Origin of the sequence: Rhizobium sp. Nf11,1 (genome assembly GCF_050587665.1) — a bacterium.
In the GTDB taxonomy this organism is placed as follows: domain Bacteria; phylum Pseudomonadota; class Alphaproteobacteria; order Rhizobiales; family Rhizobiaceae; genus Rhizobium.
Genome location: NZ_JBOBHU010000017.1, coordinates 93,471 through 120,120 on the forward strand (window position 1 = coordinate 93,471; position 26,650 = coordinate 120,120).

General features: G+C 59.7%; 29 protein-coding genes. 12 read left to right on the forward strand and 17 right to left on the reverse strand.

Going from position 1 to position 26,650, the window contains the following annotated elements; all coding sequences use genetic code 11:
* Positions 1 to 6 precede the first annotated feature (6 nt).
* Complete coding sequence (locus ACQ7C1_RS23000; RefSeq protein ID WP_430959905.1) at positions 7 to 534, forward strand: hypothetical protein; 528 nt, start codon at positions 7 to 9, stop codon at positions 532 to 534.
* 621 nt (positions 535 to 1,155) lie between these two features.
* Here the strand turns inward: ACQ7C1_RS23000 and ACQ7C1_RS23005 are convergent.
* A complete protein-coding gene (locus ACQ7C1_RS23005; RefSeq protein ID WP_430959906.1) occupies positions 1,156 to 1,512 on the reverse strand; it encodes a hypothetical protein in 357 nt (118 codons plus the stop codon).
* A gap of 673 nt (positions 1,513 to 2,185) precedes the next feature.
* On the opposite strand from ACQ7C1_RS23005, the gene ACQ7C1_RS23010 reads away from it, so the two are divergent.
* Positions 2,186 to 3,193 carry a DUF2971 domain-containing protein gene (locus ACQ7C1_RS23010; RefSeq protein ID WP_430959907.1) on the forward strand — a complete coding sequence of 336 codons (1,008 nt, stop codon included), beginning with the start codon at positions 2,186 to 2,188 and terminating at the stop codon, positions 3,191 to 3,193.
* Between the two features lie 513 nt (positions 3,194 to 3,706).
* Here ACQ7C1_RS23010 and ACQ7C1_RS23015 read toward each other — a convergent pair.
* The 9 genes from ACQ7C1_RS23015 to ACQ7C1_RS23055 all read right to left on the reverse strand — a co-directional run bounded on the left by ACQ7C1_RS23015 (position 3,707) and on the right by ACQ7C1_RS23055 (position 10,911).
* Positions 3,707 to 3,940, reverse strand: a complete 234-nt coding sequence (locus tag ACQ7C1_RS23015) for a hypothetical protein (protein WP_430959908.1) — start codon at positions 3,938 to 3,940, stop codon at positions 3,707 to 3,709.
* Positions 3,937 to 4,281, reverse strand: a complete 345-nt coding sequence (locus ACQ7C1_RS23020; protein ID WP_430959909.1) for a transposase — start codon at positions 4,279 to 4,281, stop codon at positions 3,937 to 3,939. The genes ACQ7C1_RS23015 and ACQ7C1_RS23020 overlap by 4 nt, the downstream gene beginning before the upstream one ends.
* A gap of 15 nt (positions 4,282 to 4,296) precedes the next feature.
* Positions 4,297 to 5,310: a phage major capsid protein gene (locus ACQ7C1_RS23025; RefSeq protein WP_430959910.1), complete on the reverse strand. Its 1,014-nt coding sequence runs from the start codon at positions 5,308 to 5,310 to the stop codon at positions 4,297 to 4,299.
* A gap of 81 nt (positions 5,311 to 5,391) precedes the next feature.
* A complete protein-coding gene (locus ACQ7C1_RS23030; protein WP_430959911.1) occupies positions 5,392 to 5,709 on the reverse strand; it encodes a hypothetical protein in 318 nt (105 codons plus the stop codon).
* Positions 5,657 to 6,604 carry a hypothetical protein gene (locus ACQ7C1_RS23035; protein WP_430959912.1) on the reverse strand — a complete coding sequence of 316 codons (948 nt, stop codon included), beginning with the start codon at positions 6,602 to 6,604 and terminating at the stop codon, positions 5,657 to 5,659. The genes ACQ7C1_RS23030 and ACQ7C1_RS23035 overlap by 53 nt, the downstream gene beginning before the upstream one ends.
* Positions 6,588 to 7,817: an AAA family ATPase gene (locus ACQ7C1_RS23040; protein ID WP_430959913.1), complete on the reverse strand. Its 1,230-nt coding sequence runs from the start codon at positions 7,815 to 7,817 to the stop codon at positions 6,588 to 6,590. The genes ACQ7C1_RS23035 and ACQ7C1_RS23040 overlap by 17 nt, the downstream gene beginning before the upstream one ends.
* Before the next feature lie 352 nt (positions 7,818 to 8,169).
* On the reverse strand, positions 8,170 to 8,442 hold the full coding sequence (locus tag ACQ7C1_RS23045) for a hypothetical protein (protein WP_430959914.1): 273 nt from the start codon (positions 8,440 to 8,442) through the stop codon (positions 8,170 to 8,172).
* 172 nt (positions 8,443 to 8,614) lie between these two features.
* Positions 8,615 to 9,796, reverse strand: a complete 1,182-nt coding sequence (locus ACQ7C1_RS23050; protein WP_430959915.1) for a tyrosine-type recombinase/integrase — start codon at positions 9,794 to 9,796, stop codon at positions 8,615 to 8,617.
* An 857-nt stretch (positions 9,797 to 10,653) separates the two neighbouring features.
* The gene (locus tag ACQ7C1_RS23055) at positions 10,654 to 10,911 is read right to left on the reverse strand and encodes a DUF6894 family protein (RefSeq protein ID WP_221113329.1); all 258 of its coding nucleotides are present in this window, start codon (positions 10,909 to 10,911) and stop codon (positions 10,654 to 10,656) included.
* Positions 10,912 to 11,183: 272 nt separating this feature from the next.
* Between ACQ7C1_RS23055 and ACQ7C1_RS23060 the strand changes: the two genes are divergently transcribed.
* Entirely contained in the window at positions 11,184 to 11,969 is a 786-nt protein-coding gene (locus ACQ7C1_RS23060; RefSeq protein ID WP_430959916.1) for a Crp/Fnr family transcriptional regulator, read from the forward strand.
* On the opposite strand, the gene ACQ7C1_RS23065 is transcribed toward ACQ7C1_RS23060, so the two are convergent.
* The gene (locus tag ACQ7C1_RS23065) at positions 11,950 to 12,162 is read right to left on the reverse strand and encodes a hypothetical protein (RefSeq protein ID WP_430959917.1); all 213 of its coding nucleotides are present in this window, start codon (positions 12,160 to 12,162) and stop codon (positions 11,950 to 11,952) included. The two genes, ACQ7C1_RS23060 and ACQ7C1_RS23065, sit on opposite strands and share 20 nt — an antisense overlap.
* A gap of 716 nt (positions 12,163 to 12,878) precedes the next feature.
* On the opposite strand from ACQ7C1_RS23065, the gene ACQ7C1_RS23070 reads away from it, so the two are divergent.
* Both ACQ7C1_RS23070 and ACQ7C1_RS23075 read left to right on the forward strand, forming a co-directional pair.
* Positions 12,879 to 13,841 carry a sterol desaturase family protein gene (locus ACQ7C1_RS23070; RefSeq protein WP_430959918.1) on the forward strand — a complete coding sequence of 321 codons (963 nt, stop codon included), beginning with the start codon at positions 12,879 to 12,881 and terminating at the stop codon, positions 13,839 to 13,841.
* Positions 13,842 to 14,125: 284 nt separating this feature from the next.
* Positions 14,126 to 14,380 (forward strand): hypothetical protein, encoded by a 255-nt coding sequence (locus ACQ7C1_RS23075; RefSeq protein ID WP_430959919.1) that lies wholly within the window; start codon positions 14,126 to 14,128, stop codon positions 14,378 to 14,380.
* Positions 14,381 to 14,527: 147 nt separating this feature from the next.
* On the opposite strand, the gene ACQ7C1_RS23080 is transcribed toward ACQ7C1_RS23075, so the two are convergent.
* The 3 genes from ACQ7C1_RS23080 to ACQ7C1_RS23090 form a co-directional block, all read right to left on the reverse strand.
* On the reverse strand, positions 14,528 to 15,151 hold the full coding sequence (locus ACQ7C1_RS23080) for an outer membrane protein (protein WP_430959920.1): 624 nt from the start codon (positions 15,149 to 15,151) through the stop codon (positions 14,528 to 14,530).
* A 172-nt stretch (positions 15,152 to 15,323) separates the two neighbouring features.
* Positions 15,324 to 15,935 carry a L,D-transpeptidase gene (locus ACQ7C1_RS23085; protein ID WP_430959921.1) on the reverse strand — a complete coding sequence of 204 codons (612 nt, stop codon included), beginning with the start codon at positions 15,933 to 15,935 and terminating at the stop codon, positions 15,324 to 15,326.
* Between the two features lie 281 nt (positions 15,936 to 16,216).
* Entirely contained in the window at positions 16,217 to 16,690 is a 474-nt protein-coding gene (locus tag ACQ7C1_RS23090; RefSeq protein ID WP_430959922.1) for a nucleoside deaminase, read from the reverse strand.
* Positions 16,691 to 16,875: 185 nt separating this feature from the next.
* Here ACQ7C1_RS23090 and ACQ7C1_RS23095 point away from each other — a divergent pair, with 185 nt between their 5' ends.
* Positions 16,876 to 17,046, forward strand: coding sequence for a hypothetical protein (locus tag ACQ7C1_RS23095; protein ID WP_183703149.1), 171 nt, complete (start codon positions 16,876 to 16,878; stop codon positions 17,044 to 17,046).
* 342 nt (positions 17,047 to 17,388) lie between these two features.
* Positions 17,389 to 18,882 (forward strand): FAD-dependent monooxygenase, encoded by a 1,494-nt coding sequence (locus ACQ7C1_RS23100; protein WP_430959923.1) that lies wholly within the window; start codon positions 17,389 to 17,391, stop codon positions 18,880 to 18,882.
* A 19-nt stretch (positions 18,883 to 18,901) separates the two neighbouring features.
* Here ACQ7C1_RS23100 and ACQ7C1_RS23105 read toward each other — a convergent pair whose 3' ends face one another.
* On the reverse strand, positions 18,902 to 19,624 hold the full coding sequence (locus ACQ7C1_RS23105; protein ID WP_430959924.1) for a hypothetical protein: 723 nt from the start codon (positions 19,622 to 19,624) through the stop codon (positions 18,902 to 18,904).
* Positions 19,625 to 19,901: 277 nt separating this feature from the next.
* On the opposite strand from ACQ7C1_RS23105, the gene ACQ7C1_RS23110 reads away from it, so the two are divergent.
* A complete protein-coding gene (locus ACQ7C1_RS23110) occupies positions 19,902 to 21,308 on the forward strand; it encodes an adenylate/guanylate cyclase domain-containing protein (RefSeq protein ID WP_430959925.1) in 1,407 nt (468 codons plus the stop codon).
* Between the two features lie 168 nt (positions 21,309 to 21,476).
* Here the strand turns inward: ACQ7C1_RS23110 and ACQ7C1_RS23115 are convergent, their stop codons facing one another.
* Entirely contained in the window at positions 21,477 to 23,267 is a 1,791-nt protein-coding gene (locus ACQ7C1_RS23115; protein ID WP_430959926.1) for an ABC transporter ATP-binding protein, read from the reverse strand.
* Positions 23,268 to 24,181: 914 nt separating this feature from the next.
* On the opposite strand from ACQ7C1_RS23115, the gene ACQ7C1_RS23120 reads away from it, so the two are divergent.
* The gene (locus tag ACQ7C1_RS23120) at positions 24,182 to 24,463 is read left to right on the forward strand and encodes a DUF982 domain-containing protein (protein ID WP_085778097.1); all 282 of its coding nucleotides are present in this window, start codon (positions 24,182 to 24,184) and stop codon (positions 24,461 to 24,463) included.
* Between the two features lie 166 nt (positions 24,464 to 24,629).
* On the opposite strand, the gene ACQ7C1_RS23125 is transcribed toward ACQ7C1_RS23120, so the two are convergent.
* On the reverse strand, positions 24,630 to 25,457 hold the full coding sequence (locus ACQ7C1_RS23125; RefSeq protein WP_430959927.1) for a nickel-binding protein: 828 nt from the start codon (positions 25,455 to 25,457) through the stop codon (positions 24,630 to 24,632).
* A 413-nt stretch (positions 25,458 to 25,870) separates the two neighbouring features.
* Here ACQ7C1_RS23125 and ACQ7C1_RS23130 point away from each other — a divergent pair, with 413 nt between their 5' ends.
* From ACQ7C1_RS23130 to ACQ7C1_RS23140, 3 genes are all read left to right on the forward strand, one after another.
* A complete protein-coding gene (locus tag ACQ7C1_RS23130; protein WP_085778099.1) occupies positions 25,871 to 26,128 on the forward strand; it encodes a DUF982 domain-containing protein in 258 nt (85 codons plus the stop codon).
* 124 nt (positions 26,129 to 26,252) lie between these two features.
* Positions 26,253 to 26,423, forward strand: coding sequence for a hypothetical protein (locus ACQ7C1_RS23135; RefSeq protein ID WP_176536259.1), 171 nt, complete (start codon positions 26,253 to 26,255; stop codon positions 26,421 to 26,423).
* A partial coding sequence (locus ACQ7C1_RS23140; protein WP_430959928.1) for a hypothetical protein occupies positions 26,423 to 26,650 on the forward strand: 228 nt, incomplete at its 3' end. The genes ACQ7C1_RS23135 and ACQ7C1_RS23140, both read left to right, overlap by 1 nt.

Here is a 26,650-nt window from a genome sequence, read left to right on the forward strand (position 1 = left end):
TTCCGCATGCCCACGCCGTCGAAAAGAACGCCGTCCTCCGATCCGCATCGCTCCCTGCGGGCGGTGACCATCGCGAATCCCTATTACAGTTCTGCGCATGACGGTGAGGCGGGTAACCCCCGAACCATTCCGGCGATCGTCAACATCCGGGAAAGCGCCATCGCGATGTTAGCCTCGCGCGGCCGGATTGATGCCGCTCAGCTCGCCGCAGCGACGAGGTTCCGCGCCTTGTGGGAAGCGATGTGCCGGAGCACGCGGGCCATCGACTACGGCCGGGAGCCGGTAGATGGCGGCGGTCATGCGGACCCGATCGGTCACCGGCAGATGCAGGCGGCGGAGGAGCTTCGTCGCGTCCGACCTCTGCTCGGCGAGAAGGGCTACTGGCTGGTGTCCCGGATATGTGGGGAGGGCTGCTCCCTCGGTGAGATCGTCGGCCCAGGTGCCAGCAAGAGGGGCAAGCTCAAAGCCGCCCGTGATCTCCGTGAATACCTCGATCTGCTCTGCGAATTCTGGAACCTGTCCACGCGCCGTTGATGCCCCGCCTTGCCTCTCACGGGGCCGCCAGCGCGCTTCGTCGGCAAGTCCGGGGGAATATGCTCCGTGCCTAACATTGCGCGTCGGGACGTCTTGCTGGCGGCGCTGAGGAGGAGCGCGGCGTGAGGAGGAAATGTTTGCAAGCTCTGCAAACATTTCACTTGAAAACCCCAATTCAGTTGGGGATTTCTCGCCGGGCCTGAGAGAGGGAGTTTGTCTCATGGCGGCTTAACTTATCAGGATTCCCTGATAGGTCTGTCGCGCTTCCCCTCCGGCTCTTGAAAAGCCCGCCCGGTCCCGGGGTGGCTTTTTTCCACGCCCCCTTTGGCGCCATGTTAGCTTGGCGCCTCTGCCTCCGGTTTACTGGCAACGTTTCCAGTGACGGCCGGCGTTAATGCCAGCCGTGGCCATGATCGTCGGTTCGCCGGTCTTCGGGTGGATGAAGGTCCGGTTCATACTGTAATTTGTTACAGTATTCATGTCGGCGCGCAGCTTCCCGACGAGGGGGGCGCCAACCCGACATCGCCGGGCGATCTCGCGATCGGACCACTCTCGCCATTCTGGATCGATCAGTAGGCGCCGGACTGATCGGCGCCGACTTCGCTACTCTGTTGGGAAGTGTCACCGAGATCGATGCGGAAACATCATCAAGTTTCCCTGAGAAACTTGATCCTGCTCTCCACTTTTCCGGGTCGCTGCCGGCACGTCCGACTTTTTCAAATCTGAAGAAGTCCGCTCCGCCAATTGCGTAACTGTCGGCGGCTTCTCGCTTTCGACCTGTCGCTCAAAATCTTCGGTCGGAACGTTGGCGACGCGGATGGCGGTGACCTTCTGCCGTTCAGACATGCCGGCGGCTTGGGCGGCCTCGCGCTGCGAAATATTAGTGACGGCATCGACACTATTTTTGGCCGGTCGCCCTCTGTCATCGAACTCCTTCACCAGCTCACCCGCCCGTTTGATGGGGTTTCGAATACCCAACTGTTTCCACGCTTTGCCGCCCGTTTGTCGATGTCCGCTGCTGTACGTTCAGTTGAACGATCTTCAGTCGGCGAAGTTTATTTCGCATGACCAAAGAGGAATTCTGCGAACGGTTCTTTCAACGCGTAACGTTCCATTGCCGCACGGGCCGAAGACCCTTTGGGCTGGACCCCAGGACCTACTCCGACAAGATAGCTCCAATCTATTGGCATGAGATGGGGAATGAACTGAGCCCCGAAGAATGCGCCGATCAGGACGCTGCTTATTGGCCCTGACCGGCCGCTCATATGAGGAGCCGCAGACGGGAGGCCCGAAACCGTTCCAGATGGGAACGATATCCCTCTCGGTTCCCGATCGACTAGCAAAGCGAATGCTGGCCGACGAGTATGACGCGGCGCAAGAACGGGGCGAGATTGCAAAAAGACGGCCAGCGGCGAAAAGCCGTTCCCGATGAGAACAGCATTTTCACCACAACCGATATCCGTCTCTCCCGCAAGGACGTTCATGAAGTCCGGTTGATCTCCGCCGACCTGATTATTCTGTGTAGCACTGCGTCAACATGGAGACTTAGCCGACCCGTCCCCTTTGCGTGGGCATAGCCGAATGGCAGTTTTGGTTGATAGAGTCGACATTATGAGCGGGCTCACCACCGGCGCCGACGATGGACACTTGCGTGCCGATCTTTTTGAGGAAGAACATGGACCCCCTATCGCAACTCGATTTAATGTTCTTTGGCGACGAGACAGACGACCTTAGAAAGAAATTTTTCACCGACCGGACGTTGGTTCATTACACAACGGCCGAGAACGCTCTGAACATCCTCAAGGGCGAAGTCTGGCTTAGAAACACGCGCGTCATGAACGACGTGGCGGAGGTCCAGTATGGAGTCTCGCTGATTGAAAGGGCGATCGAGCCAGGATCATCTAACTCGGAAGTTGAACCGGCGCTTCGCCGCCTCGGGAATCTTCTTGACCGGGCCCATCCGGGGCTTTCCGATGAGGTCTATGGGATTTTCAGGAACAATTTGTGGAACCTGGTGCACCGAACTTACGTGACCTGCCTGTCAGTGCACTATCCTGAGAAGGAAGAGAACGGCCGTCTCTCGATGTGGAGAGCATATACCGGCAATTATGCAGGCGTCGCCTTGGTCCTTAACCCCGAACCATTCACGCAAATGGTCGAAGACCCCAGCTTTTTTAGTGTGCCCGTAAGCTATGCGACGGAACACGAACTCCAGCAGAAGCTATTCAAGGCATCAGTCGCCGTGGAACAATCTCTATCGCTTATTGCGGAGCAGCCACGGTACACAATCGGATGGTACTTCGGCACGCTCCTTCGAAAGATCGCGACAGCATCCAAGCATCATGGCTTCCGCGAGGAGGAGGAGTGGCGGGTGATGCATACCCGATATGTTGATCCGACAGATGGCCTTCGTTACGAGTTGGCAACGATTCGTGGTATCCCGCAGCTAGTTACGAAGCTAAGCCTTCAGGCAGATGGCCCCTTCGCAGATAAAGGCATCACGGTCCCAAATCTCGTGCGGCAGGTGATAATAGGCCCCACAAACTATCCGTACGTCGTCGCAGAAGCAGTTCAAGAGGCTATGGAGAAAGCCGGCATAGATGATGCTGGATCAAAAATTCACATTTCGCAAATCCCTCTCCGTATGGAGCCGTCCTAAATCCTGTCATCGAGGCGGCAGATATCGCGACCAACCGAAGCGGGATTGAAGCAAGAAGATGGCCGCCCGGAGAGCGATCGCGCCCTTGCCGTTTGCGAGCCGGTATAGGTGCAGAGCAAGCGCCGCTTCGAGTCGCGCCGCGCCGACATCCAGCTCCTGGCGATAGTGACGTCGAAGCGTCTTTAGACTGAGATCGACGATGCGACAGATATCGGCCTGCGAAACGCCCTCGCCAGCGAGAACAGCAACCAGCCGCCGGGTCATTGGGGTAGGGAGATGCGGCGGTCGGCCGCCTATGCGTTTGGGGTTTTCCGAGGTTTCCATGGCAGTAGGGAAAAACCTATGAGGCGATATTCTGCCGGCGAGAAAAAAATCTACGGATGAGATTGCACGCGGGTCTTCTGGCGCCGGCCGATTTGGCTTTGGCCACCCCCCGGCTAGGGTAGATTCGCCGACGACGATCGATTGAGGGACAGGGCGCATGCGCCCATTTTGCCCCGTGCCGCTGCGGCTTCATTGCAGCTTGCCAGTCGGCGCGTCCCAATCCCTCAGGCCACGGGCGATTTCAGCAAGGACTTCAGCCTTCCACGCAGTCGCTTCTTCCCGGCATATCGCAACGTGAGCGGCGATCTCGTCGCTGGTCGCCCCCTTGTCGGCCAGGAACAGTTCGTTATCCTCGATCGCCTTCTCGATCTGCCTGTCGAGCGATGCGGAGGTCCGCGCCATGGCTTCTTCGAAGGATATCACTGCTCTCTCTCCTTTGCCTTCACGCGCCTTGTCGGCCTGCCTTTTTCGGCAAGCTGCCAGAACGCTCCATTGCTTCCCGGTGCGACGCCCTCTGGCGTGTCCGCGAGCGCAATCCACATGCTGCCAGCGTGCGTGCAAACCGTGCCCCGACGATAACCGAGTGCCTTCTGATAGACGCCAGCATATTTTACGCCGTGGCTTTCCAGCGCCGTGAGGCGCGCCTGATGTTCAAGCAGAACGGACTTCAGCGCATCCAGCAAAGCATAGACTTCGGCTTTCGACATCGGCTTAGCAAGCGCGGCTGCGCCGAATTGCTCCATCATCGCGTCTGTCAAAGACATCTTCCTGTCCTCCCATCAGCCCGACACTACCGGCGGCCATGAAACATCCGTCATCACGGCGATCGCGTCGGCGGTCCCGGCGGAGGCGCCGAAGAGGGCGGAGATTTTCACGGCTACCGAGTTTGTTTGCCACAAGCTGACAACAGGCGTTGCCGTCGGCGTGATGGCGTCCATGGTGGGCGCATCATTCATCTGCAACGAGGCGAAGCGTGAAGTGTCGATCCCGAGGCTCTCGATGTCAGCGAGGATGCGGTCGCCGTCCAGGAGGATGAGGGTCCCGGCGTCCAGGCCGGGCGAGACGGCAAAGGGGAGGTTCAAGAACTCCGAAAGCCCTTCCGGCGAGGCAGTTCCTCGGCCGTCATTCAACAGGCAAATGCCGTTCGCAACGTCGGGCGCTGCGACCCAGCAGAGCCTGCCTTCGCCCGTGTTCACCGCGTCCAGCATGTTCTTGAGGTCTGTGACGTGATCCCCAGTGGAGGTGAAGGTCGGTGTGCTGCTGGTGACCAGCCGGTCGAAGAAGCCGACATCAAGCGCCCGAGCGACTCCACGGCGGAGCTGGCGGGAGGTGAACGCCTGAGACGCAGCGCTAGAATTTTCGAGGATTTCGCGGCTCAGAACGATCACCGCATCGGCCTGTTCGGCCGTCAGCGTATCGCCGTTCAAACTCATCTTGCCCACAGACCTTGCTTTGCCTTCCGCGTTCACGGCGCCGATGGCGGCCTCGGCGTAGCTGCCGACACGCGAATGCAGCGGCGCGCGGGTTAAAATTCCCTGATCCAACAAAGCCGCGAAGGCTGACCGGCCGCCCAAGGCTTGCAGGAAGGCGGACGAAGCTGCTTGCATGTCGGCCAGTTGCCCGGCCCACTGCGGATCGCCAAGAACTCCGGCGCCGACCGCCGCCTTAAGGATTCGAGCGGCTGGTGCCGGCATGCGCAATCGGTCAGCGACGTCGGAGGGCGACTCGCCCGTCCGCTCGCAGACGGCGAGGGCTTTGACGAGGGATATGATTGTTGCCGCGTGTTCGCTCATTTCGAAACTCCTGCTTTGACCACAAGGGTGCAGGCCGAAACGCGATGGGAAAACCCCTTCAAACGCGACAAACGCGACGGCTCACTTTCGGCCGAGACGAGCCCGGACACGTGGGACTGATACCAACCACCGGGAGCCGCGCTTCACCCCGCAGCCCTCTTCGCGACACCATTTTCGCAACGTGTCCTTTGCGGTCTCGAAGCGCCGCGCTGCGACCGGCAGTTCGATCAGATTGCCGAGCGCGAAGTCGTCGTCGGCTTCCGGGGACGGCTGGATCACATCCTCTAAGCGCCGGCCCTGAGCGAGCACCCGGTCGAGCTTCGCCTCGATGCGGTCAACGGCACGCTCAATCCTGGCGATCTGTCGAGCGATGATCGCTTCCCACTGCTCCGGTGGCATGGTCGTGCTCTCGTGATTGATCAATGAAGGATTGAAGCCACTGGCTTACGGTCGCGGCATTCGCGCGGGCGTCTGTGATCTCAAAAGGCCGCATCGCGCCGATGATGAATCCGGGCGCCTTGCCCTCCAGGAAGGCGGCGAGCCTTTCGAGTTCGCCGATCAGTTTGGTGGCGTCGGCGAAGCCGGCCGGCTTGGGCGGTTGCGGTGGCGCGGCCTTCTTTCCTTGTTCCGCCAGTTGGGTGATCGTCGGCGGGGCATCACTTTCAACTTGGCGCTCAAATTCTTCGGTCGGCACGTTGGCAACGCGGACGGCTGTAACCTGCTGGCGCTCGGACATTCCCGCTTGCCGGGCCGCGTCAGTTCTCGTGGGAACTTTAGTGCCGGCGCCGTCAGTAATGTTTTGATTTGCACCGTGAGCAGGCTGGAACTCCTTCAGCAGCTCGCCCGCCCGCTTGATTGCCCGCGACCGAATCCGCATCGCATAATTTTCGAGCGTCTTGTCATCGGCTTGCCGGGCGTAGGATGCGAGCGCGGCGGCCTTGTCGGACCAGGACTTGCACTCATCGATGCGATCGCATTCCGCAATAGCCTGCGTAGCGCGCTCATAGGCGACCGGAAGTCGGGCGTTCGACATTTCCATGGCTCGGTCGATCATGCGGTCAGAATTCATCGCCGTTCTCCTCTCCTCTTTCGCCAGATCATCGGCAGCTCCGCTTTGTCGTCTGTTACGTAACTGAACCCCGCCCGCGAGGCGGGGGTTTATTACGTAGTAATAAGGGTGTGTGCAGCACACGGCGTTTCCATAATAAAAACAGCGACTTAAGGGGTAGTGCCGCACAAGCAATTTTGTGTGTGGCAGCACCAACAAAATCAATGACTTAACTTTTTGACGCATCGGCTTTTCCTGTCAGTTTCAGCACCTTTTTTGCGCGGCTCGGCGGGCCAATTTCGACAATCGAAATGGCGCGTTTGTCGATCAGTCCATGCATCGCCTTGACCAGTTGCGGCTTGGTCAGCCCCTCGCGGGCGTCAGTGAAAAAGAGGGTCGGCGCGTAGCTGCCGCCGCTTTTCGGGTTGGCAGACACATCAATTCCGCGCTCCTGGAAAATCACCATGAGCTTCATAAACACGCGCTCGGCGCGATCCGCCTTGCCGATGTCCGATCCCGCCCGTTGCGGCTTGTCGGTGCAGATGAAGCGGCCCATGTCCCACTTCAGGTTAATCGGATTGCCGCGCGGACCGTAGTTCGCCTTCATGATTTCAAGCACACGCGCTTTCTCATCCGCGCCCTCGTCGTCCGGTCTGTACAAATAGAGCCGCGACCGAACGGAATTCGACCATGCGGTCGAGCCAGATGTGCCCGAACCGCTATTCAGCCCGGAAATCGAGGGGTGGCCAAGAACTAGGATGTAGCAATCAAAGCGGATCGCGAGACCGCGCAACATGCCGATGAACTGTTTTGCCTGCGACCGTGAAATCTCGTTGCCGCCGAAAACGTCGGCGAGGTTGTCAAGCACGCTCACCTGCGGCTGGAAGCTGGCGAGCGTCAGTTCGAGGCGTTTGAAGAGCGAGGTAACGGAGAGCCGGCCCTTGCGGTCCTCGGTCGCCAGCGTCGCGTCCTTGCCCGCGAGGCATGCGATCCGGAAGCTGGACATGCCGGCTAGATCGAGCCCCTCGGCCTGGGCAATCTCGGCAGCGCGGATATGGTTTTGTGTCTTGTCGTCCTCGGCGCTCAGGTAGAGCGCCCCGCCGTGGCGGACGCTGATTCCGAGCCAAGAGCTGCCGCTCACGACCGCCATGCAAAGCTGCATGGCGACCAGCGACTTGCCGGTGCCGCCATCGCCCTGTAGCAGCGTGACGTTGCGGGCCGGAAACATATGTCGTGCGTCGAGGAATTCCTGTTCGGGGACAGGCTTTCCGGCGAAGTCAGCGATCGAGAAGGTTTCGAGCGGTTCGAGCGGCTGGTCTTCCTCTCGCGGCGGCGGGTGGACTCCGCGTTGGTCATCGGGCTTTAACATGAAGCCGGCTTTGCTGTCGGCGCCGCTGTCTCGCGACCGGGCCTCGGGAAGATCGTCCGGCGGGAACTGCGGCCATTCATCTGCCGTCATAGCGCCAGCCCCTTCCGCCGCGAAGAGGGGTCACCCTCCGGTATTGGTGGTAATCGGCTGAAAGCTTCTGCCACGCCGCTTCGATCTCAGCGATGAGCGGATCGGCGACGGGCGGCGGTTCTAGCGCGGCCAGTAGCCGGCGTCGGGACAGCATTTCCCGCTGAAAAGCGGCACGCGAGGTGCGGATGTGTTCAAGCAGCCGTTCCCGGCGAGCGCGAGCGAGCCGTTGAACTTCAAGGTCCGGGAGAGTAGTGTTCTCGCCGTCCAACCGCTGCCGTGGTGAGACTGTCGAGTAAGGGCCGCACGCGCTGCTGCAACGTGCGGCCTTCGCCGCTTTTGATGTGACCATGACTCACGCGACGCCTCCGCATTTTGCTGCACGGCGATCAACGTAGGCGTGGACCTTGATTTTCCGATAGGGCGCACGCGCCTGCATGGCGTCGCTAGATTTCTCCGGGCGCGGAAAGTCCTCATATTTGATTTTCCGGTGCAGATCGGTGCGGTTCCGAATGATCCCCATGCGGACCAAATCGTCGTAGTAATAAAATTCGTATTCGAGGTCGGTATCGGGATGTTTGTTCACGGGTACGCTTGAATCGCCCGTATGCGCGCGCGTCTTCGGCATGGCAGCTCCTAGCTCCATTAGCGGAAGATACGGACAAAGCGCGTAATTCTAACCAGACCAGGTTCCGCCTAACGAAAGGCATTTGGCTGCGGTACGCACGCTGGACTTCAAAGAGCCCTTGTTGTTATGAGCGCTGTGGCGCTCGCTTGCCGGATCAAGATATATAAACATATCACACCACGTTCCTTGTTTGTCCACCCAGAATTTTCGCAAGGTCGACCGCCCATTTTTCCAGCGCCTCGCCTTTGGCCTCGGTCAGCTTGGCATGCATGTAGTGCCCGCCGACGCCCTTGATGGCGTGATTGAGCACCATGTCGATAATGTGCGGCTCGATGCTGAGTTCCTGCATGTTCGTGCTCGCGGTCCGCCTGAGATCGTGATGACGCCATCCCTGGACGCCGGACAGTTCGTCCAATTCCTCCTTGAACTTCGAAAATCCGCCGAGCTTGCCGTTTTTGCCGGGGAAGCAGAACTGGTCCGCTTTGCCGGTGCCCAGCTGGTCGAGAGCAAGTTGTGGCAATCTCAGCAGGTGTTCACGACCGGACTTGTTGTCTTCCTCGCCCTGTTTCCACCTACCGCCAATAATGTCACCGTGCTTGAGCGCAGCTGCTTCGGAGATGCGTTGCGCTATTACAAGCAGGAAACGGACGAGGCGGCCGTACGCCTTGCCCTCATCGCTTTTCATGAGCGGACAAGCGGCCCAGATGGCGCGCATTTCGTCCGGCGTCAAAACCCGTTTGCGCTTGACGAGGCCGGGTCCGACCCTGAGCGTATCCGGGACGAAGTTCATCGGGATGTGATCTTCCTGCGCTGCCCATTTCATGATCGTCCCGAGGTAGCTCATGAAGCGGTCGCTCATTTGCGGGGCCGTCTTCGCCACCTCATCACGCACCTTCCTGAGATCGCCTTTCGAGAAATCCTTAGCGGGTAATTTGAGATAATCGGCCAGAATGCGCCGAACGGCGCGCATCGCTTCTGGCAGTGTCTTCATGCCCTTCCCGGCCTTCTTCATGCGGGCCTTCTCGTATTTGTCGAAAAGCTGTTCGAGCGTCATGCCGGCCTGTTTCGGATGCGCCGCCTTCTCCTCGGCCGGCACCCCAGCCTCGACGCGATCAAGGCGGTTGCGGGCGGCTTCGCGGGCGTCGGCTAGGCCCATGTGATCGCTGCCCTCGGGCGGATTAAGCCCGAGGTAATACCCGAGGGTGTCGCGCCGCCATTTCTCGCCGACGCGATAGCGCAGGGTCCATGTCTTGCGCTTCTTCCCGACGCGAAGCGAAAGGCCGGGCAGCCTGGGATCGGGATAATCACCTTCGGGCAAAGTGGGGACGGAGATCGCGGTGAGTTGCTTTTTCATCAATGACTCCAAGGAAATTTGGGCAATTTGGGCGCAAACCCTATGTTATACGGTGGAACATGTTGCGCAATGTTGAAATATTTATTTGAATTAAAACAAAGCGTTGTCGTATGTAAGACTTTGAAATATAGGAGCGCGCCATTTACTTTTAATCAGTAGGTCTCGGGTTCGAACCCCGACGCTCTCACCAAAAAACTCCAAGAAACATAAGCGGATAGCTCCGGCGGCCGGGAAAAACTGTCGGTCCAAAGGCCAGGCACCGTTACAAATTGGAATGCTGCGAACGCCCCGACATCGGTTTCAATGACGCCCGCATACTCCGCCTTGCCGCCCACGGGGCCGTCAGCGCGTCTCATCGGCAAGGCCGGGAATATGCTCCGTGCCGAACATCGCGCGTGTGGGGCCGCCCGGTAGGTTCCGCGCTGCTGCACCTTCAGTTGAAACGATCTTTGGCCCTGCGAAGTTTATTTGCATGACCAAAGAGGAATTCTGCGAACGGTTCTTTCAACGCGTAAGGTTCCACTGCCGCTCGGGCCCCAGGCCGTTCGGGCTGGACCCGAAGACCTACTGCGACAAGATCGCTCCAATCTACTGGCGCGAGTTGGGGAATGAATTGAGCCCGGAGGAATGCGCCGATCAGGACGTTGCCTATTGGCCCTGACCAGCCGCTCAAATATGAAACGGGAGCTTCCTCGGCCGCCGATCGACTTAGATCGAGGCCGCCGCCAAGCGCCGCCTCGCGGATGAATCTGACGCGGCTGAGGCGCGGGCGAGATAGCAACGGACGGACGGCGCAAAACCGTTCCAGACGCAATCGGTATTCCCTTGAAGATCAACTAATAATTGGGATAGCGGCGCTATCGATCTCTGTTTCGATGCGCGATCTGGGGTATCGCCACATCGATATGAACTTCGGCAGCCAGTTGACCATGGGCGTCCCGAATCTCGATCGCCTGCGGGAGTTCTTTCTGATTGGATAAGATGGCCCTGCCAACGAGCTCTCTGAGAGCTTCACCGGCCTCTTCTCTTGCTGCTTCCAAGTCCAGGAATGTCTCACCGTCTGGATCAGTCACGACGTGATCAGCGTGTTTGATATGAAAATAGTAGGTCGACAACGGCCTGCACTCCCCATCTCCAGCCGCTCCCGCGTCTGGCAATCACCTGCAGGTTGGCGACTGAGAACGAGGCATTTTCCAGGCCTGGCTACACAGCTGGCATCCCCCGCAGTTGTCGCCAAACCAAGTTTTCACATGCAGGTTCCGCTGGGTGGAGCATATTAGCAATTTGGATTACAACCGTATCGATTTCCTCGCTCGTGCGTTTAGGAGGGCGAATGGCCTGAATCGGCAAAGGACGTATGCCAACGCAGTCACACGGAGGCGACGCTGTGACAAAAATTGTGCAGAAAGATACCGGGAACAAGTTGCTGCGAAGGCTTCCAGAGGAGGCTTTTGATCTTATCGCATCAGACCTGAAGCGTGTTGATCTTCCAGCCCGCCGGTCGTTAGTTGAACCTAATCAACCCATTGAGCACGTTTGTTTTATCGAGAGCGGCCTGGCTTCAATGGTGGCCGCGGCTTCGAACGGGATAGGCATCGAGGTAGGTCAGATTGGATACGAGGGGATGAGCGGATATCCGGTGGTGCTCGGCGTCGATCGGATGCCAAACCGCGCTTTCATGCAGATTTCAGGGGTCGGGCTAGAACTGCCCGCCAGCCGCTTCCTGAGGCTTTTGCGCGACGAAGCAACTCGTCTAATGTTTCTCCGCTATGTCCACACGCGGGAGCTGCAACTGGCTTACTCGGCATTGGCGGCGGGCCGATACAACATGCACCAGCGTCTCGCGAGATGGCTGCTTATGTGCCATGACCGTCTTCTCGTGGACGATATGCCTGTTACTCACGAGTTTTTGGCGTTGATGCTTGGCGTGAGGCGATCCGGGGTCACCGACCATCTGCATATCCTGGAGGGCATGCGCGCCATCAAGTCGACGCGAGGGAACGTCAAGATTATGGACCGCCAGATTCTGCTCGATGTTGCCGATGGTTGTTACGGCGCTCCGGAAGCCGAGTACGAACGGCTTCTGGGATTCCCGTCGCCAGACGATCAAAGACCGGCAAGATTGATGGGTGCGTGGGGTCGGTGGTCCGGTTCTACGATCGAACATCGATAAGCAGGCTCAACAAACTGTCCTCATCCTTCACGCCGTGCTGATAGGACTGAATGATCCGAGAGGCTAGGTCCTGGCGCTGAGTGTCCGAGGTGATCTTCTTCACCGATACGACGTGATCGAAGACCCGCTGGCAAAGGGCCACTTCGGCTTCATTCAGCACGTTCTGCGCCTGTGCTATTGGCGATGGGATCATGACAGCCTCATTTCCCTGGCAAGCGAAGGGTAGGGCTGAAGCGCGCCTGATCAAGCAGGATCGCAAACACGAAGTATTTCGTGGATTAATCACACCAATCGTTTCGTTGAGCGGGGCTCCATGTCCGGGCGAATGCCTCCCGGAGCATCTTGGCTCCGATCTCTTTCCATTCGGTCGATAGATGCTGACGAGCGGTCGGTGCGATGGCGTCCGGTCCACCGCGCCGGTGAATTAGCCAAAAGTTCTTTCAGCCTTCCCCTTGGCAATCAACGCCAGCTTCCGTTCCTTGAGACACTTTGCGTGGCTCCCGATCTCCGGCGTGTCGATGCCGCTGACGAATGGAACGCCTTCCCCCCCAGCAATCGCATGTTTTGCCCATCGCGCTTGGCGTGTCGCCGTCGATGGCCGTCAGCGTGGCGCAGGCGATGAGTTCAGCGAGGTGCCAGCGTGACCCACACAGCATCATTACCCTCCATCCCTATGCTAACGCGCATCGAGCCGTACATAGCCTTTTGTTCCCGTCGTGATAGTTCTTTATTATGAGCCTTTCGGCCAGTTGAAATTTTTCCGCAGTGCTCCTCTACCCTCCTGCATGCCCGGGACTGCACTTCGACCACTGGTATACATAAAAAGGACGCCCCGATTGTCCTTTGAGCAATCTGCCAAAAGCGTATCGTCAGGACTAAGCTATACGGGTTCGTGTTTGGAGCAGTGCCATGGTGCTGGTCGAATACTGCCTGCACAAGCTTGGAAGCTTTCTTTACAATACTTATTATCTGAATGGTAAGGCAATGGCGCTCAGTTTCGCCATTTCCATTGGCCTAGTTCTGACGGTTTTCGCGGTGGAACTCACTTATGTGGGGTTTGGCAATTCCGGGTTCCGTCGGGTTTTCTTCGAACGCAGCAAATCCACAATCACCGACATCGTCTATTTCGTCCTTCAGGCGACGGGAATGATTACGCTATTTGCAGCGCTCGCATCTTTTGGTCTGTCCTATGCCATCACCCGCGCGGCTCAGGATGCCCCCCACCTGGACCTTGGCCGGAGGTTGCCAGGCTGGGCACATGTCCTCTTGTTCCTAGTGCTGACAGACTTCTTGAGCTATTGGCAGCATAGGTTGATGCACCGGCTGCCCGTGCTATGGCGGCTGCACGAATTTCACCACGCAGCCGAAGAGTTCAACGGGCTGACTTCGTCGCGGGAGCATCCGCTGGAGAAGGCCATAAACATGGCCATTATGGTCGTTCCGGCGCTGCTTATTGGCCTGCCAACGGCCGAGTTCGCCGTCGTGACCATCACCTTTAACGCCATTGGTCTGGTCAAGCACAGTGCCATTCCCTGGCATGGCTGGTTTGGCAAATACGTGATCCAGTCACCACGCGACCACTTCGTCCATCACTCCCGAGTGCGGGAACATCACGACAAGAATTTCGCCAATTATTTCCCGATCTGGGATCATTTGTTCGGCACCTATTACAAGGGCGATGCAGACGGTGCAAAGCTCGGTCTGGACCGCGACTACTTCAACCAAACCGATCCGTTCCGCGAAACCATCGCCACAGAAATCCGTTTCGTCCAACGCGCGTGGCAAGCTGCCAAGGCCAGGTGCGGCATAAGCCCCGTAAGCGGAAAACCTGCCTCGCCTCAGGGGCTGTCCGGCTCGGAACAGCGCCGGTAGCGAAGCTGGCATCGCTCTGTTGTGCTAAGCGGCAGCTTTCTGGAATCCACGAACTAGCTCATCGACAGAAATGGGTCGATTCAAGCCGCCGCTTCCGCTCCAACAAAACCCGGTTTAATGCGTTGAGGAGCCGATCGCAAAGGGGAACTCCGACCGCTGCGCGATCCATCAATCCCCGATGGGCATGGCGCGTGAATGCTTATTTAGGTTACCGGAAGTGACGGTTGCGCCCCGAGGTTGAAATCATGCAGGGGCGATTATCGCTCTGTAGCCCGGAGACTGCGATGGATATGACCACCCTCAGCGAACGGCTTTTTGGCCTGTCCTTCCTGATGCTCTGGGTGTTGCTGGTAATCCTGCTCTTTAGCGCTGTGCGTCATGCGTTGAATGCAGAACCGAAGGACGATGATCGGTTCCGCGCGCAGGATCGGTCACATGGACGCATAGTCCGGCATCTCCTCGAAGGCGCCATTTACGGCGCCGACGACTCCCTCGGAGAAGGCGCCGACACGGAAGCGAAGCGGCGCCAGTGCGACTGAGGGTAATGAGTTTTCCGACCGCCGCGGCTCACTGCTACACAGTCTAGCCCCATATGGCGCGCGTGAACCGTGACCTGGTTCGGAGTCACTGAAAAGCCCCGCCGAAACACGGCGAGGCTCTGATGCTAACGATCTGAGGGACTGTTTTTAGAACTTCACACCGATGCCGAATTTCAGTTCGTGCTGGTCGAGGTCGACATCAACACCCAGGACATCTTTTTCGCCGAAGTCGTTGAAGCGATATTCGCCGCGAACGAAGATGTTGTTGGTAAAGGCAAAGTCAACGCCGGCGCCGACGGTGTAGCCGTTGAAGGTTTCCTTTTCCTTGTCGAAACCCGGGACGTCGACGTAACCGCGTGTGGCAGTCCAACCAGCTGCGCCGTAGATGAGTGCCTTGTCAAAGGCATAACCGACACGACCGCGAACAGCGCCCGCCCAATCGGTTCCAACGTCTGCCCCCAGCGCCTCCTCTTCATTCCAGTTGTATTCCAGGTTGCCCTCGATGCCGACGACGATGCTGTCGAACTGGAAGTTGTAACCGGCAAATGCGCCGAAGACACCACCGTTAAAATCCTCAGAAGCGCTGAGGCCGCCGGCGCTGAAATCACCGTCGAGCCATCCCGCGCCGCCATCGATACCGAAATACGGACCCGACCAGGTGAAGACGGGTGCCGCCGCAACAGGCGCGGTCGGAACGTCCTGAACGACATCGGCCGCGAACGCGGTCGTGGCGACAAGTGCGAGTAAGGTGGTGGCGATAGTAAACTTCATTTGTGTACCCCATGGCATTGATTGCAACCAGAGGGTATAGCGATATCGCAACAAAAGGCTGTAGCAACAAGGACACACTCGCGAGATTGTACGCTATAGTACAGGTTGTGTTGTCGCCGGGAGTGAGACGAGCCTAAGCGCACGTCAGATGAGATAATTCGGGAAGGCTCCGTCACCGCTGGACGATCACGCGGGTTCCCGGCTGCACCATATCGTAAAGCTCCTCGACATCCTCGCGGTACATCCGAAAGCACCCGCTTGATGCATTGGTGCCGATGGAGGAGGGATCGTTGGTGCCGTGGATGCGGAGAAGTCCGTCGGCAAGGTAGATCGCGCGGGTTCCAAGCGGATTTGCGGGCCCGGGTTGCACTACCGCCGGTAGCCTTGGGTTCTTCTGGCGCATGCTGGCTGTCGGCCGCCATTCGGGATGCAGGCGTTTCGACACAACGCGGGTTGTCCCGTACCATTGTTTGCCTTCGCGGCCGACGGCGATGGGGTAGGCAAACTGCTCACCCTCTGACGTCGTGTAGATAAGGGTGTGCTCACGCGTGGCGATGACGATGGTTCCCCTTCCAACGCGCGTCGATGGCTCCCGACGTTCTTGAAAGGGTTCCCGAAAGCCAGGTTCTGGCTCGTAGTCGGGAGGAGGGGGATAGGGGCTGTAAGGGTCGTCATAGCCATAGCCGCCGTATTCATCGTATCCGTCATACGGCGCGTAAACTTGGGCTTGCGCCTGCACCGCTATCAGAAACAGGGCCGCAGCAAGGAGAACCAGCAATCTCATTCTTCGCATCCGCTTGTTCTACAATCATGATTGGGCCGAATTCTATGGCGGCACTATGGCGGCGCGGGTCTCACTCGTTCTCCGCTGAGTTCGCGCATCGAGCCCACGAACGCCATCAAAAGGAGGCTGTGACGGGTGATTTGTTTTGCTGAGAGAATTCGTGAAGCTCAAGGACTGGCTGCGCATCGCTAACCGCTGCGATAGATGCGCCCACACCTTCTCCTCGGCCACCTGCATCGCAGCCGCCGTCATCTTCCAGCGCAAATCAATGAACCCCGGGCCTAAACCTTGCCCAGATGCTTCGGCCAGAATTCCTGGTGGACTTCGGCGGCTTCCTCTTCGAGGTTCGTCGGGCCAACCACCGTGACGGCACGCGCGCCGGTCTGCAGCACCGCCCGGCTGGGTACGTTCAACCCGATCCCGGCAATCTCGCCGAGCCGCGTTTCGGAGCACGCAAACACCATACGTCCGATCCCCGACCAGTAGATCGCCCCGGAGCACATCGCACAGGGCTCAGTGCTGGTGTAGAGCGTGCAGTTGGCGAGAAAAGCAGGGTCGTAGTGTTGCGCCGCCAGTTTGACCAGATTCATCTCGGCGTGGTTTGTCATATCGTGGCCGGTGAAGACGCTGTTTTCGGCGCGCAGGATGACTTCGCCGTCCTTGACCAGGACCGAGCCAAACGGTTCGTCACCGTTTGCCACCGCAGATTTCGAGAGCGCAATCGCCTCGCGCAGAAACGGCTCGTGATTTTCCATGAGAACCCCCAGAGGTAGTGCGGGATGATCTTCCCCTGAATTCGAGGGATTTCCAAGTGCTGCAACTTAGATTCGAGATCGGCAATCTCAATCGCCCGCCGCGCAGGCGCAGACGGGTGGTCCGAAACTCTGGAACCAAAAGCGCCCGCATCGACTTTGACCCCTGTGTTATCTTGGAGGTCCTGATGGACAGAACACCGAAAACGGCGATCCGGGGAATGATGTCCTACGTGCTCGCTCTTCTTGTCCTCGGCATCCTGGCGGGCGCCGTTTACACGCTCTACGGCCATCCCGCCGATCCGTCCGAGCGACCAGCGACTGAGACCATCCCGCAGAAGGCGACAGCGCCGCAGTGAGAGGCGTCACAACAGCTTTTTGATCGGTCGTCCTGCGGAACGAATGGTGAAAGATGGGCGCTCTGTCGGATCCGGCGCCTACCCGGTCCGGTCGTGTTTCAACGCCCGCGCTCCACCGCGAAACAGCGCGCAAGCGGCAACCAACAGGGCTTTGGAAGCAAGGCAGAAATTCTGTCGCAAGTCCTTCCCACCATTAGAGAGCTTATATTTATAGGGGGAACAACCTGCGACAGGGGAAATCGGCACCCGAACCGGGATCACGAAATCGGGGAAGGTCAACGCGCCGGATCGGCCCGCTATGGCGGATTTTGCGCTCGGAAGTGTGAACAGAGGAGTTCACGGATGAAAGAACATGCGGTCGTGATATCGGGAGGAGGGCCGACGGGGCTGATGCTGGCGGGTGAACTGGCCCTGGCGGGTGTCGATGTCGCCGTCGTCGAGCGGCGCGAGAACCAGGAGATCGTCGGTTCGCGTGCCGGCGGTCTGAGTTCGCGCACGCTCGAGGTTCTCGACCAGCGCGGCATCGTCGATCGGTTCCTGGCGGAAGGCCAGATCGCCCAGGTCACTGGCTTTGCGGTCACGCGGCTCGATATCAGCGATTTCCCGACGCGGCACAATTATGGGCTGGCCCTGCGGCAGAAGCATATCGAGCGCATCCTCGCCGGCTGGGTCGGCGAGTTGCCGGTGACGATCTATCGCGGCCGCGAACTGACCGATTTCGAGCAGGACGAGGCCGGCGTCACCCTCGAACTCTCCGATGGTACGTCGCTGCACGCAGGCTATCTCGTCGGCTGCGATGGCGGCCGCAGCCGGGTTCGCAAGCTGGCGGGCATTGCCTTTCCGGGATGGGACGCGACGACCAGCAATATTCTCGCCGAGGCCGAGATGAAGGAGGAGCCGCCGCTCGGCGTCCATCGCACGGCGCTCGGCATGCATGCCTTCGGCCGCGAGGAATATGAAATCCGCGACGGCAAGGTGGTCTTCGCCAGCGAAGGTCCGATCAATGTCATGGTCACGGAAAAGACTGCCGGGGGCACAGGCGAGCCGACGCTTGACGATCTCAAACAAGCGCTGATCGCCGCCTGCGGAACCGATTATGGGATCCACGGCCTGAAGTGGATATCAAGGTTCACCGATATGTCGCGCCAGGCGGAGGTCTACCGCAAAGGCAGGGCGCTGCTGGCGGGTGATGCCGCGCATGTGCATTCGCCGGTCGGCGGGCAGGGCCTCAATACCGGTGTGCAGGATGCCGTCAATCTCGGCTGGAAGCTTACCCAGGTGGTGAAGGGCATATCGCCCGAAGCCCTGCTCGACACCTATCACGCGGAGCGCCATCCGGTCGCCGCCCGCGTGCTGCGCACGACGATGGCCCAGGTCGCGCTGCAACGGACCGATGATCGCACCGAGGCTCTCAGAGAGGTCGTGCTGGAACTGCTTGGGCTGGAGGAGGCGCGCAAGAAGATCGCTGTCGAAATGTCCGGACTTGGCATCCGATACGACTTCGGCGAGGGGCATCCGCTGCTCGGCCGCCGCATGCCTGATCTCGATCTGGCCGCGCCGGACGGCCCCTTGCGTGTCTTTGACCTTCTCCAAAAGGCGAGACCGGTGCTGTTGAACCTCGCCTCGCGCGGCAGCCTCGACACCGGGCCATGGTCAGACCGCGTGCCTCTGGTCGATGCGAGCTATGATGGGCCGTGGGAGTTACCGGCGCTGGGGGCGGTTGCGGCGCCGACTGCGGTGCTGATCCGGCCTGACGGATACGTGGCATGGGTGGGCGAGGGGTCCCGGAATGGCCTCGACGCCGCTTTGAACAGCTGGTTCGGGCCGCCTCGCTAATAGGGGAACAGCCGCAGCGCTAAGCGGCCAGCGAAATCGGCGCGCCGTCTGGCATTGGCTCCGGCATCGGTTTGCCGCGGCGCTCCCAGGTGCGGCGGCTGATGCCGAAGGCCTCCCAGGGGCGGGCTGCGCTGAGGGAGTTGTCGAGATAGTCGGCCCTGGAAACGGCGCCGGCGGCCCGCCGCTGCTCTTCCTTTCGGCTTCGTTCGCGCTGGCGCCGCTTTTCCTTCTGCAGTTTTGCTCTTTTCGCCTTCGGCACGTCGAAGGCGCCGATGGTGCGAATGTCGAGCGCGCTGCGTTCGGCATAACTCAGATGCAGGGCGTGACCGAGTGCATCGGCGGTGAGGGCAGCAAAGCGCACCTTCGTCCGCTCGTAGATGATTTCCTCTATGGCGGCTTTCCCGGCCCAGGGCAGCGCCCAGCCGAGAACCACCTCGACAAAGCCTTCCCCGAACTCGACGAAGGCGAGGCCGGCGATCACCTCGACATAGATCAAGGCGTCATCCGCCTCCGGCACGATCTCGCCATGACGATGCCGGATCAATTTCTCGATCTCGCGCATCCGGCCGCGAAAATGGTTCCAGCGGCCGCCTCGCATTCGGCGCTGCACGGCCTTGTAACCCAGGAGACAGTCGCCGATCTTGATCGCGGTTATATCGCGCGCAAGACCAGCCGCACGATCGGCCTCGTCAACTCGATCTGCCGATTCAGCCTCTTCATCCGCGCCGACGAGACGATCCATCGTTTCTCCTTTGCGACCAGGCCCGAGAGGCCGAAACGAGTGACTGTAGCGGAAGCGGGGGCGGTGAAGCTCGCTTTTTGTGCACGAGATCCACCGATTTTCGCGGGTGGTGGCGCAACTGCAAAACGGACGATCCCGTCCGGTTTTCGGGCGCCGCCGGACCCGGCCTATCGGTGGCGAGCGGCGCCCGGCCCGGTCGATTTCTATTGGGAATGTCCCGTGTTATCATCCCTGGACTGACGTCATGAGCCGTATTGTCAGCACAGAGACTTGTCCGATGAGCGAAATGGACGTGCTTTTTGCCAGCCTGCGACAGGCGGCTGACCCTGAGACGGTCGAGTGCATCGAAAATGTCGTGAAGCATGGCCATGATCGCGATCTAAATCGCATCAATGCGCTCGCTTTCGCCGATAAGCATCATCTCGATGCAGAAAAGACCATCGCCGCCTTTCTGCATGCAGCCCGAATCGGCGCCTTTGAGATGACCTGGAACGTGCTTTGCCCGGGATGCGGCGGCGTCCTTGACAGCGGCGCAACCCTCAAGGGGGTCAATCAGGACACCTATCATTGCGCCCTCTGCGCAGCCGGATACGAACCGACCCTCGACGAGATGGTCGAGGTCACCTTCACGGTGAGTCCGCGCGTGCGCAGGATTGCCGCCCACGAGCCAGACCGGCTGCCGCCTCTCGAATATTACCGCCAGATTTTCTTCAGCTCCGGCGTCGACCTGCCGGAGGACCTCGAAGCCAGGTTCGACCGCATCCTGCTGGAACTGATCGAGCTGGCCCCGGGCGAGAAGGCCTTCGTGTCGCTGCAGCTGCCGGCGCAATTCGTCATCATCTTCGATGCGGTGACCCATTCGGCCCAGTTCATCGATGTGCAGGGGGAACCCGCCGACGAACGCCAGAACCTCTCGATGGTCATCAGCCGCGGGCATGCTCTGAACGAAACCGTGACGCTGCGTCCCGGCTTGCTGCGGCTCACTCTCGAGAACCACACTGATCGCCGGGTGGTGCCGAATGTCTGCATTGCCGGCGATGAGCTGCACGACCTCCTGGGCCGCAGGCGGCCATTTCTGACGGCCAAGCGCCTGCTGACGAACCAGAGTTTCCGTGACATCTACCGGACGGATACGCTCGACGTCGACCAGCGCCTGAAGATCACCAGCCTGACGTTCCTCTTCACCGATCTCAGGGGCTCGACCGCGCTCTATGAGCGCGTCGGCGATCTTGCCGCGTTCGATCTGGTGCGGGCGCATTTCCGCGTTCTGCACGAGATCGTCGCCACCGAGGCCGGCGCGGTCGTCAAGACGATCGGCGACGCCGTGATGGCGACCTTTCCGAGCCCGGACCGGGCGGTGGCTGCGGCGCTCAGGATGCGCGAGGCGATGCGCCGGCTGAACACCGAACACGGCAGCGAAGACCTCCTGCTGAAGATCGGCATCCACGAGGGACCGTGCCTTGCCGTCAACCTGAACGACAGGCAGGATTATTTCGGCCAGACGGTCAATATCGCCTCCCGCGTCCAGGGCCTTGCCGACCCGAATGTGATCATGACGACCGAGACGGTGGTCGAAGATACCAATGTCTCGGAGATCCTGCGCGACAGCGGCATCACATCGGCCTCACGAATGGCGGAGCTTCAGGGCATCGGCAGAGAGGTCAGGATCTTCGCTCTGTCCTGAGCCTCATCCGCTGATCCCGGGCTTCGCTGCGGAGCATTGAGCCTCCCGCATCGGCTTCTCCCGACTTCGACGCTGCATTTGCACGTTCCCTCTCCCCTTGAAACGGGGAGAGGGTAGTCATCGGCGCTTAAGCGCACAACTGAGGCACATATCGAAGGAGAAGGCGGTTTATGCCACCAGGCCCTTGGTCAGTTCCAGCGCCTGCCGCTCAAACAGCCGGCGATAGATGCCGCCGTTGAGCCGGATCAGCGCCTGGTGGTCGCCTTCTTCGACGATTCTGCCCTTGTCGAACACCAGCAGCCGGTCCAGCGCCCGCACCGTGGACAGCCGATGGGCGATGACAAGCGTCGTGCGGCCGTCCATCAGCCGTTCCATAGCCTGCTGGATCTGCACCTCGCTTTCGCTGTCGAGGCTCGACGTCGCCTCGTCGAGGATCAGGATCGGGGCATCAGCCAGGAAGGCGCGGGCGATGGCGACACGCTGTCGCTCGCCGCCCGACAGCTTGACGCCGCGTTCGCCGACCATCGTCTCATAGCCCTTGGGCAGGTCCATGATGAAGCCGTGTGCATTGGCCTGTTTCGCCGCCTGCTCGATCTCGCGCCGCGAGGCGTTCGGCCTGCCGTAGGCGATATTTTCCGCAAGCGTCCGGTGGAACAGGATGGGCTCCTGCTGCACGATGGCGAGCTGACCGCGCAGGCTCGATTGCCTGACCTCGGCGATTTCCTGGCCGTCGATGCGAATGGCGCCCGAGTTCACGTCATAGAGGCGCTGGATGAGCTTGACGAAAGTCGTCTTGCCCGAGCCCGAATGCCCGACCAGGCCGACGCGCTCACCGGGTTTTATGGTGACCGAAAAATCCTCGTAAAGCGGGTCGGGATGAGCGCCATATTGGAAGGTGACGCGATCGAAGACGATCTCGCCCGCGCCGATCGTGATCGGCTTGGCGTGCGGCTTGTCCTCGATGCCGAGCGGCATCCTGTCGAGCAGTACCAGCTCCTCCATGTCGTTGACGGCGCGCTGCAGGTTGCGGATGTCCTGGCCGACATTGCGCAGATAGCCTTGCAGAACGAAGAACATCGCCAGCACGAAGGTGATGTCGCCGGCGCTCGCCAGCCCCTGCCGCCACATGATCAGGCCCGTCCCCAGAATGCCGGCCTGCATGGATACCATCATGATGCCCTGGATCGTGCCGCTCAAGGTGCCGCGCTTCCATGTCCGTCGCGTGCGGCTGTCCCATTTGCCCAGCACGTGGCGCAAGCGGGCTTCTTCGCGGTTTTCAGCCCCGAAGGCCTTGACCACCGAATTGCAGCTGATGGCATCCGCGAGCGCGCCGCCGAGCTTGGTGTCCCAGGAATTGGCAAGCCTTGCCGCCGGCGACACGAAGCCCATGGAAAGCGCTACCGTCACGCCGATATAGACCAGCGACCCTGCAGCCACGATCAGGCCCATGACCGGCCAGTAGCTGCCGAGCACCATACTGGCGCCGACCAGCATCACGATTGACGGCAGCAGCGCGACCAGCAGCACGTCGTTGAGCAAGTCGAGCGCCCACATCCCGCGAGTGATCTTACGCACCGTCGAACCCGCAAAGCTGTTGGCGTGCCAGTCGGTCGAGAAACGCTGCACCTTGTGGAAACCGTTATTGGCCACATCGGCCATGATGCGCAGCGTCAGCCGGATGATGCCGTTGAAAATGAACCAGCGCAGCACGACACTGGTGAGGCCGAGCACTACGACGACGAAGAAGGCGCTGAGCGCACCGTCGGCGGTGTGACCGCCGGCAATGGCATCGACGATCCGGCCCGAAAACACCGGCACCATGACCTCGGCAAGCGTGCTGGCCGCAACCAACACAATGATAACGCCCACCAGAACAGCACGGTGGCGCCAATGATGAAAAACAAAGCCGAGCACGTGACGATAGGCATCGGCGCGGAAATCGAGCTTCTTGCGAGTCATTTTAACCAGCCCGGCCGGTATCGGAAACCGGTCCTCAAAATCGAAAGTTGAAAGGCAGCCACGCGGAAGACGAAGTGATCCCGTCAGATCAATCGGGCTGTGAAGGGAGAAAAAACCGCATATCGCGCGCGCTAGGGGCGAGCCGCGAATGGATATGACCTAGCGTCGGGACATACCGCACGGGAAGGCTTCGATGATTGCTGATGTCATTCAACGCCTCCCTTATGTTCGATCTGAAGCGGTAGCGTTTTGTAGCGAAGCAATTCGCCCTTGCCAAGAGGGAATTTACAACCCTACGGAAAGTGATGCGAAAACGACACAATTCAGAGACTGGGAAAATTCGTGCGCGCTGAGGGTCGCGAGCCGGATCACGTCGAGGCGCAACGCCCGATCGTCAAGATGTCGCCCTCCTGATGCGCCAAACCTCTGAATGGCGAACCGGTCTTTCAATAGCTGCACGAGCGAGCATTGCTGGGCCTGAAGCCACCCGCGCAGGCCGGGTTCCTCGAAGTATCCCGCTGGTACTGAAAATCCTCCCGGTCCTGCCTCGCTGGCGAGGTGTTGCAGGAAGACATGAGCGTGGACAAACCGATCATCGCGCCGGTTGCGACCAATGTGAGGAATCGGGTCATCTAAGCTTCTCCTGAGGTTTGTCTCGGCAATCTATCATGCCGATACAACCAGATGCGAGGACCGGCGAGAGTGATCACGCTGATCTGATAGGAAATGGCTTCGATCATCGAGCGATCGTCCCTCGTGATCCTGCAATCCCGATAATCTGCTCGAGCTATTCTGCGATTATGGAAGGAAGTTCATAGTGTTCTCTAGCGAACTAATCGCGATTTCGCCTTGAACAAATCGGCGATTTTCAGTAATATTGTTCCATAAAAAAGTAATATAAATGGGAGGTTACTATGTCGGAAGCTCGGTTCGAGCCGGTTTTTCTTCATCGTCAGCATTTCGTCGCCGAGATCAAAAGTCTCGACGAAATCTTCGATTTTCTGGATGAGTGGCCGCAGGACAAGCGAGGTCTGGCATACGACACTCTGCTGAAGGCGTGCAGGGATACCGCCAAGGGGGCATTTCCTCTCAGCGCCGCGCGCGAGAATTTCCGCCGTTTTCTGAAGATGTCTGGCATGCTCGACAGCGGCCCCAAATTCGAGGGGATGGGCGATCGAAACGTCGGCAATGCTTGAAGAGCCACGTCTGTTCGCGACGATCTGAGCTGGCGTGCCGCCACGTCATAAGCGGCGCGTCCGGTTGCGAATCTCCGGTCATAACAGACTGCGGCGCCGCGGAATGCCGCAACAGTCTCAGCGGATTTCACCGGCTCTATGCGCGTCGCCCCCGTCGCGACGCGCTTTAGCCAAATCTGGCACCCGCCCAATCGCAGCGGAAGACCAGCACGGGCTTCGAAAATCCCTTGATGCGCCGGCGCGTAGCGTGGGCAAAGAGGTCGCCGGCGCCAAATTCCCGGAATATATTCTCCGACACGAGGATCTGGTCACTGGCTGCGGCCGCGCAAAGGCGGGCTGCGAGCTGCACTGTGGAGCCGAAGAGGTCGTTGCTGTCCTCGACCGGCTCGCCGCAATCGAGCCCGATGCGAACATGGATCGGCTCGGCCTTGCTGCCGTTGTAATGCTGGAATTCCTGCTGGATCGCCATGGCGCATTCGACGGCTGCGGTCGTTTCCGCGAAGGCGGCCATGATGCCGTCGCCGGTGTGCTTCACTTCGCGGCCGGAATTTTTGCCGAGGCACCGGCGCACGATTGCGTCATGCGCCCTGACCAGCTCCGTCCCCATGCGGTCGCCGAGGCGCGCCGTCATCTCGGTCGAGCCGACAATATCGGTAAACAGGATCGCCCGGTGGCCAGGATCCATCCGCGGCGCGGATTGGCCCGGCGCCGGATCGGGGTCATTGATGCGACCGAGAAAGGCCTCGACAGCCGACAGAGCCACCTCGACGACCTCATTAGCGACGAAACCGTGCGCTTCGCGATGTACGCAGTGGACGGTTTCGACATCGGGCGCATCCACCAGACAGAAGGCCGTACCGCGCCGCTCGTCGAACCAATAAGTCAGAAACTTGACGCCGTATCGATCCTGAATGTCGATATCCATGCGATGCGCCTGGGCAACCTCGGCGGCTGACGTTCCTTCGAGGTAGTGCCGGTCCATGAAGATAGGCATCGCGCGTCCTCCCAGATCCGCCGCGTGCAAGAGATGGCATTGTACGATCTGGATTCATTCCCGTCCACCTTCCGGACAATCAATGCCTGATCGTTGCCAGGCGTTGCTTCCGAGAAGGCAACGCGTTGCTGCACGCCCGATAGAATATGCATGGATATTGGTCATTTTAATGAGTGGGTGTAATGAGTTCAGTCTGATATTTACCATAATCGGTCGTTTAATGCTGATAGCGAGAGTTCCGGAACCCCTCGAGAAGCTTCAGACGTTTCCCGTTTCAAGCGTCGCCTGCCGGATCCCGCCGGGAGAGACGTGTCTTTCACGGTCATGGTGCCAAGGATCGAAGGCCGCTGCCAACGGCATGCTAATTGCAAAGTATCGGTTAGCTCGCCGAAATGAGGAAAAGCTGTAGCAAAGTGAGACAGACGGCAAATTTTCGACCGGTAGGCCTGGCCTCCATGGGGCTCGGCCATTATGCCGTTATCAACTCAGTGTGGGATGCCGCGCGAACGCTGCTCCGTGACTGGCCGGTGGATGACGGCGAAGAATATTTCGAAGCGGTCAAGGCCTGCTTGGATGCGATTACCGGCGATCTCTCGCCGGATCATGTGCGCGCCGTCTTCATCAGGGCTGCGCAGGAGGCGGGCATCGCCGTCATAGAAGCCGCCGACTGACCAGCGGCCGCATTCTGACCAGCGGCGCATCCTAGTTCCCGTTTCCAAGACACGCTCGTCGTCGCACTTGACTTCTTCAGCTAAAAGTCTAAATTAGAACAAAACAGGAACATTGGAGGTGGTCATGACACATGCGGAACAGGTGATCGCCGACGCCCTTGCCCTCGTCGAAGCCTCTCGCGCCGCCCGCGAGCGGGATCAGCAGCGCCGCGCCGCTTGGCAGAAAAAGGTGGAACTCAGCCGTCCGCTGCCGCCTCTGCCGCGCCCGGTCCAATTGCCGCTGGCGCTGAACTGATGCGGCCGGTTTTGAAATCCCGTCAGGCCAAGCCTGATCGGTTGGAACCCGATGATGCTTGGGAAGTGGAAGCCGTGCTCGCCTGGCATGACGATGATGCCAAGGCGGCGATCCGTTCGCTGCTCGACGACTGCAAGCATCTGCGCCGGCAACTGGCGCTGGCCGAACGACTGATGAGCCGCGGCATGGCGCGCGGCTGGACGCCGCGTTACGAGCGCAACGCGCTT

Coding starts and splice junctions, on each gene's coding strand:
- ACQ7C1_RS23000 (WP_430959905.1), top strand. CDS start 7: ATGCCCACGCCGTCGAAAAGAACGCCGTCCTCCGATCCGCATCGCTCC.
- ACQ7C1_RS23020 (WP_430959909.1), bottom strand. CDS start 4,281: ATGTCTTTGACAGACGCGATGATGGAGCAATTCGGCGCAGCCGCGCTT.
- ACQ7C1_RS23025 (WP_430959910.1), bottom strand. CDS start 5,310: ATGAGCGAACACGCGGCAACAATCATATCCCTCGTCAAAGCCCTCGCC.
- ACQ7C1_RS23030 (WP_430959911.1), bottom strand. CDS start 5,709: ATGCCACCGGAGCAGTGGGAAGCGATCATCGCTCGACAGATCGCCAGG.
- ACQ7C1_RS23035 (WP_430959912.1), bottom strand. CDS start 6,604: ATGCGTCAAAAAGTTAAGTCATTGATTTTGTTGGTGCTGCCACACACA.
- ACQ7C1_RS23040 (WP_430959913.1), bottom strand. CDS start 7,817: ATGACGGCAGATGAATGGCCGCAGTTCCCGCCGGACGATCTTCCCGAG.
- ACQ7C1_RS23045 (WP_430959914.1), bottom strand. CDS start 8,442: ATGCCGAAGACGCGCGCGCATACGGGCGATTCAAGCGTACCCGTGAAC.
- ACQ7C1_RS23050 (WP_430959915.1), bottom strand. CDS start 9,796: ATGAAAAAGCAACTCACCGCGATCTCCGTCCCCACTTTGCCCGAAGGT.
- ACQ7C1_RS23065 (WP_430959917.1), bottom strand. CDS start 12,162: ATGATCCCATCGCCAATAGCACAGGCGCAGAACGTGCTGAATGAAGCC.
- ACQ7C1_RS23070 (WP_430959918.1), top strand. CDS start 12,879: ATGGTGCTGGTCGAATACTGCCTGCACAAGCTTGGAAGCTTTCTTTAC.
- ACQ7C1_RS23075 (WP_430959919.1), top strand. CDS start 14,126: ATGGATATGACCACCCTCAGCGAACGGCTTTTTGGCCTGTCCTTCCTG.
- ACQ7C1_RS23080 (WP_430959920.1), bottom strand. CDS start 15,151: ATGAAGTTTACTATCGCCACCACCTTACTCGCACTTGTCGCCACGACC.
- ACQ7C1_RS23085 (WP_430959921.1), bottom strand. CDS start 15,935: ATGAGATTGCTGGTTCTCCTTGCTGCGGCCCTGTTTCTGATAGCGGTG.
- ACQ7C1_RS23090 (WP_430959922.1), bottom strand. CDS start 16,690: ATGGAAAATCACGAGCCGTTTCTGCGCGAGGCGATTGCGCTCTCGAAA.
- ACQ7C1_RS23095 (WP_183703149.1), top strand. CDS start 16,876: ATGGACAGAACACCGAAAACGGCGATCCGGGGAATGATGTCCTACGTG.
- ACQ7C1_RS23100 (WP_430959923.1), top strand. CDS start 17,389: ATGAAAGAACATGCGGTCGTGATATCGGGAGGAGGGCCGACGGGGCTG.
- ACQ7C1_RS23105 (WP_430959924.1), bottom strand. CDS start 19,624: ATGGATCGTCTCGTCGGCGCGGATGAAGAGGCTGAATCGGCAGATCGA.
- ACQ7C1_RS23110 (WP_430959925.1), top strand. CDS start 19,902: ATGAGCGAAATGGACGTGCTTTTTGCCAGCCTGCGACAGGCGGCTGAC.
- ACQ7C1_RS23115 (WP_430959926.1), bottom strand. CDS start 23,267: ATGACTCGCAAGAAGCTCGATTTCCGCGCCGATGCCTATCGTCACGTG.
- ACQ7C1_RS23120 (WP_085778097.1), top strand. CDS start 24,182: ATGTCGGAAGCTCGGTTCGAGCCGGTTTTTCTTCATCGTCAGCATTTC.
- ACQ7C1_RS23125 (WP_430959927.1), bottom strand. CDS start 25,457: ATGCCTATCTTCATGGACCGGCACTACCTCGAAGGAACGTCAGCCGCC.
- ACQ7C1_RS23135 (WP_176536259.1), top strand. CDS start 26,253: ATGACACATGCGGAACAGGTGATCGCCGACGCCCTTGCCCTCGTCGAA.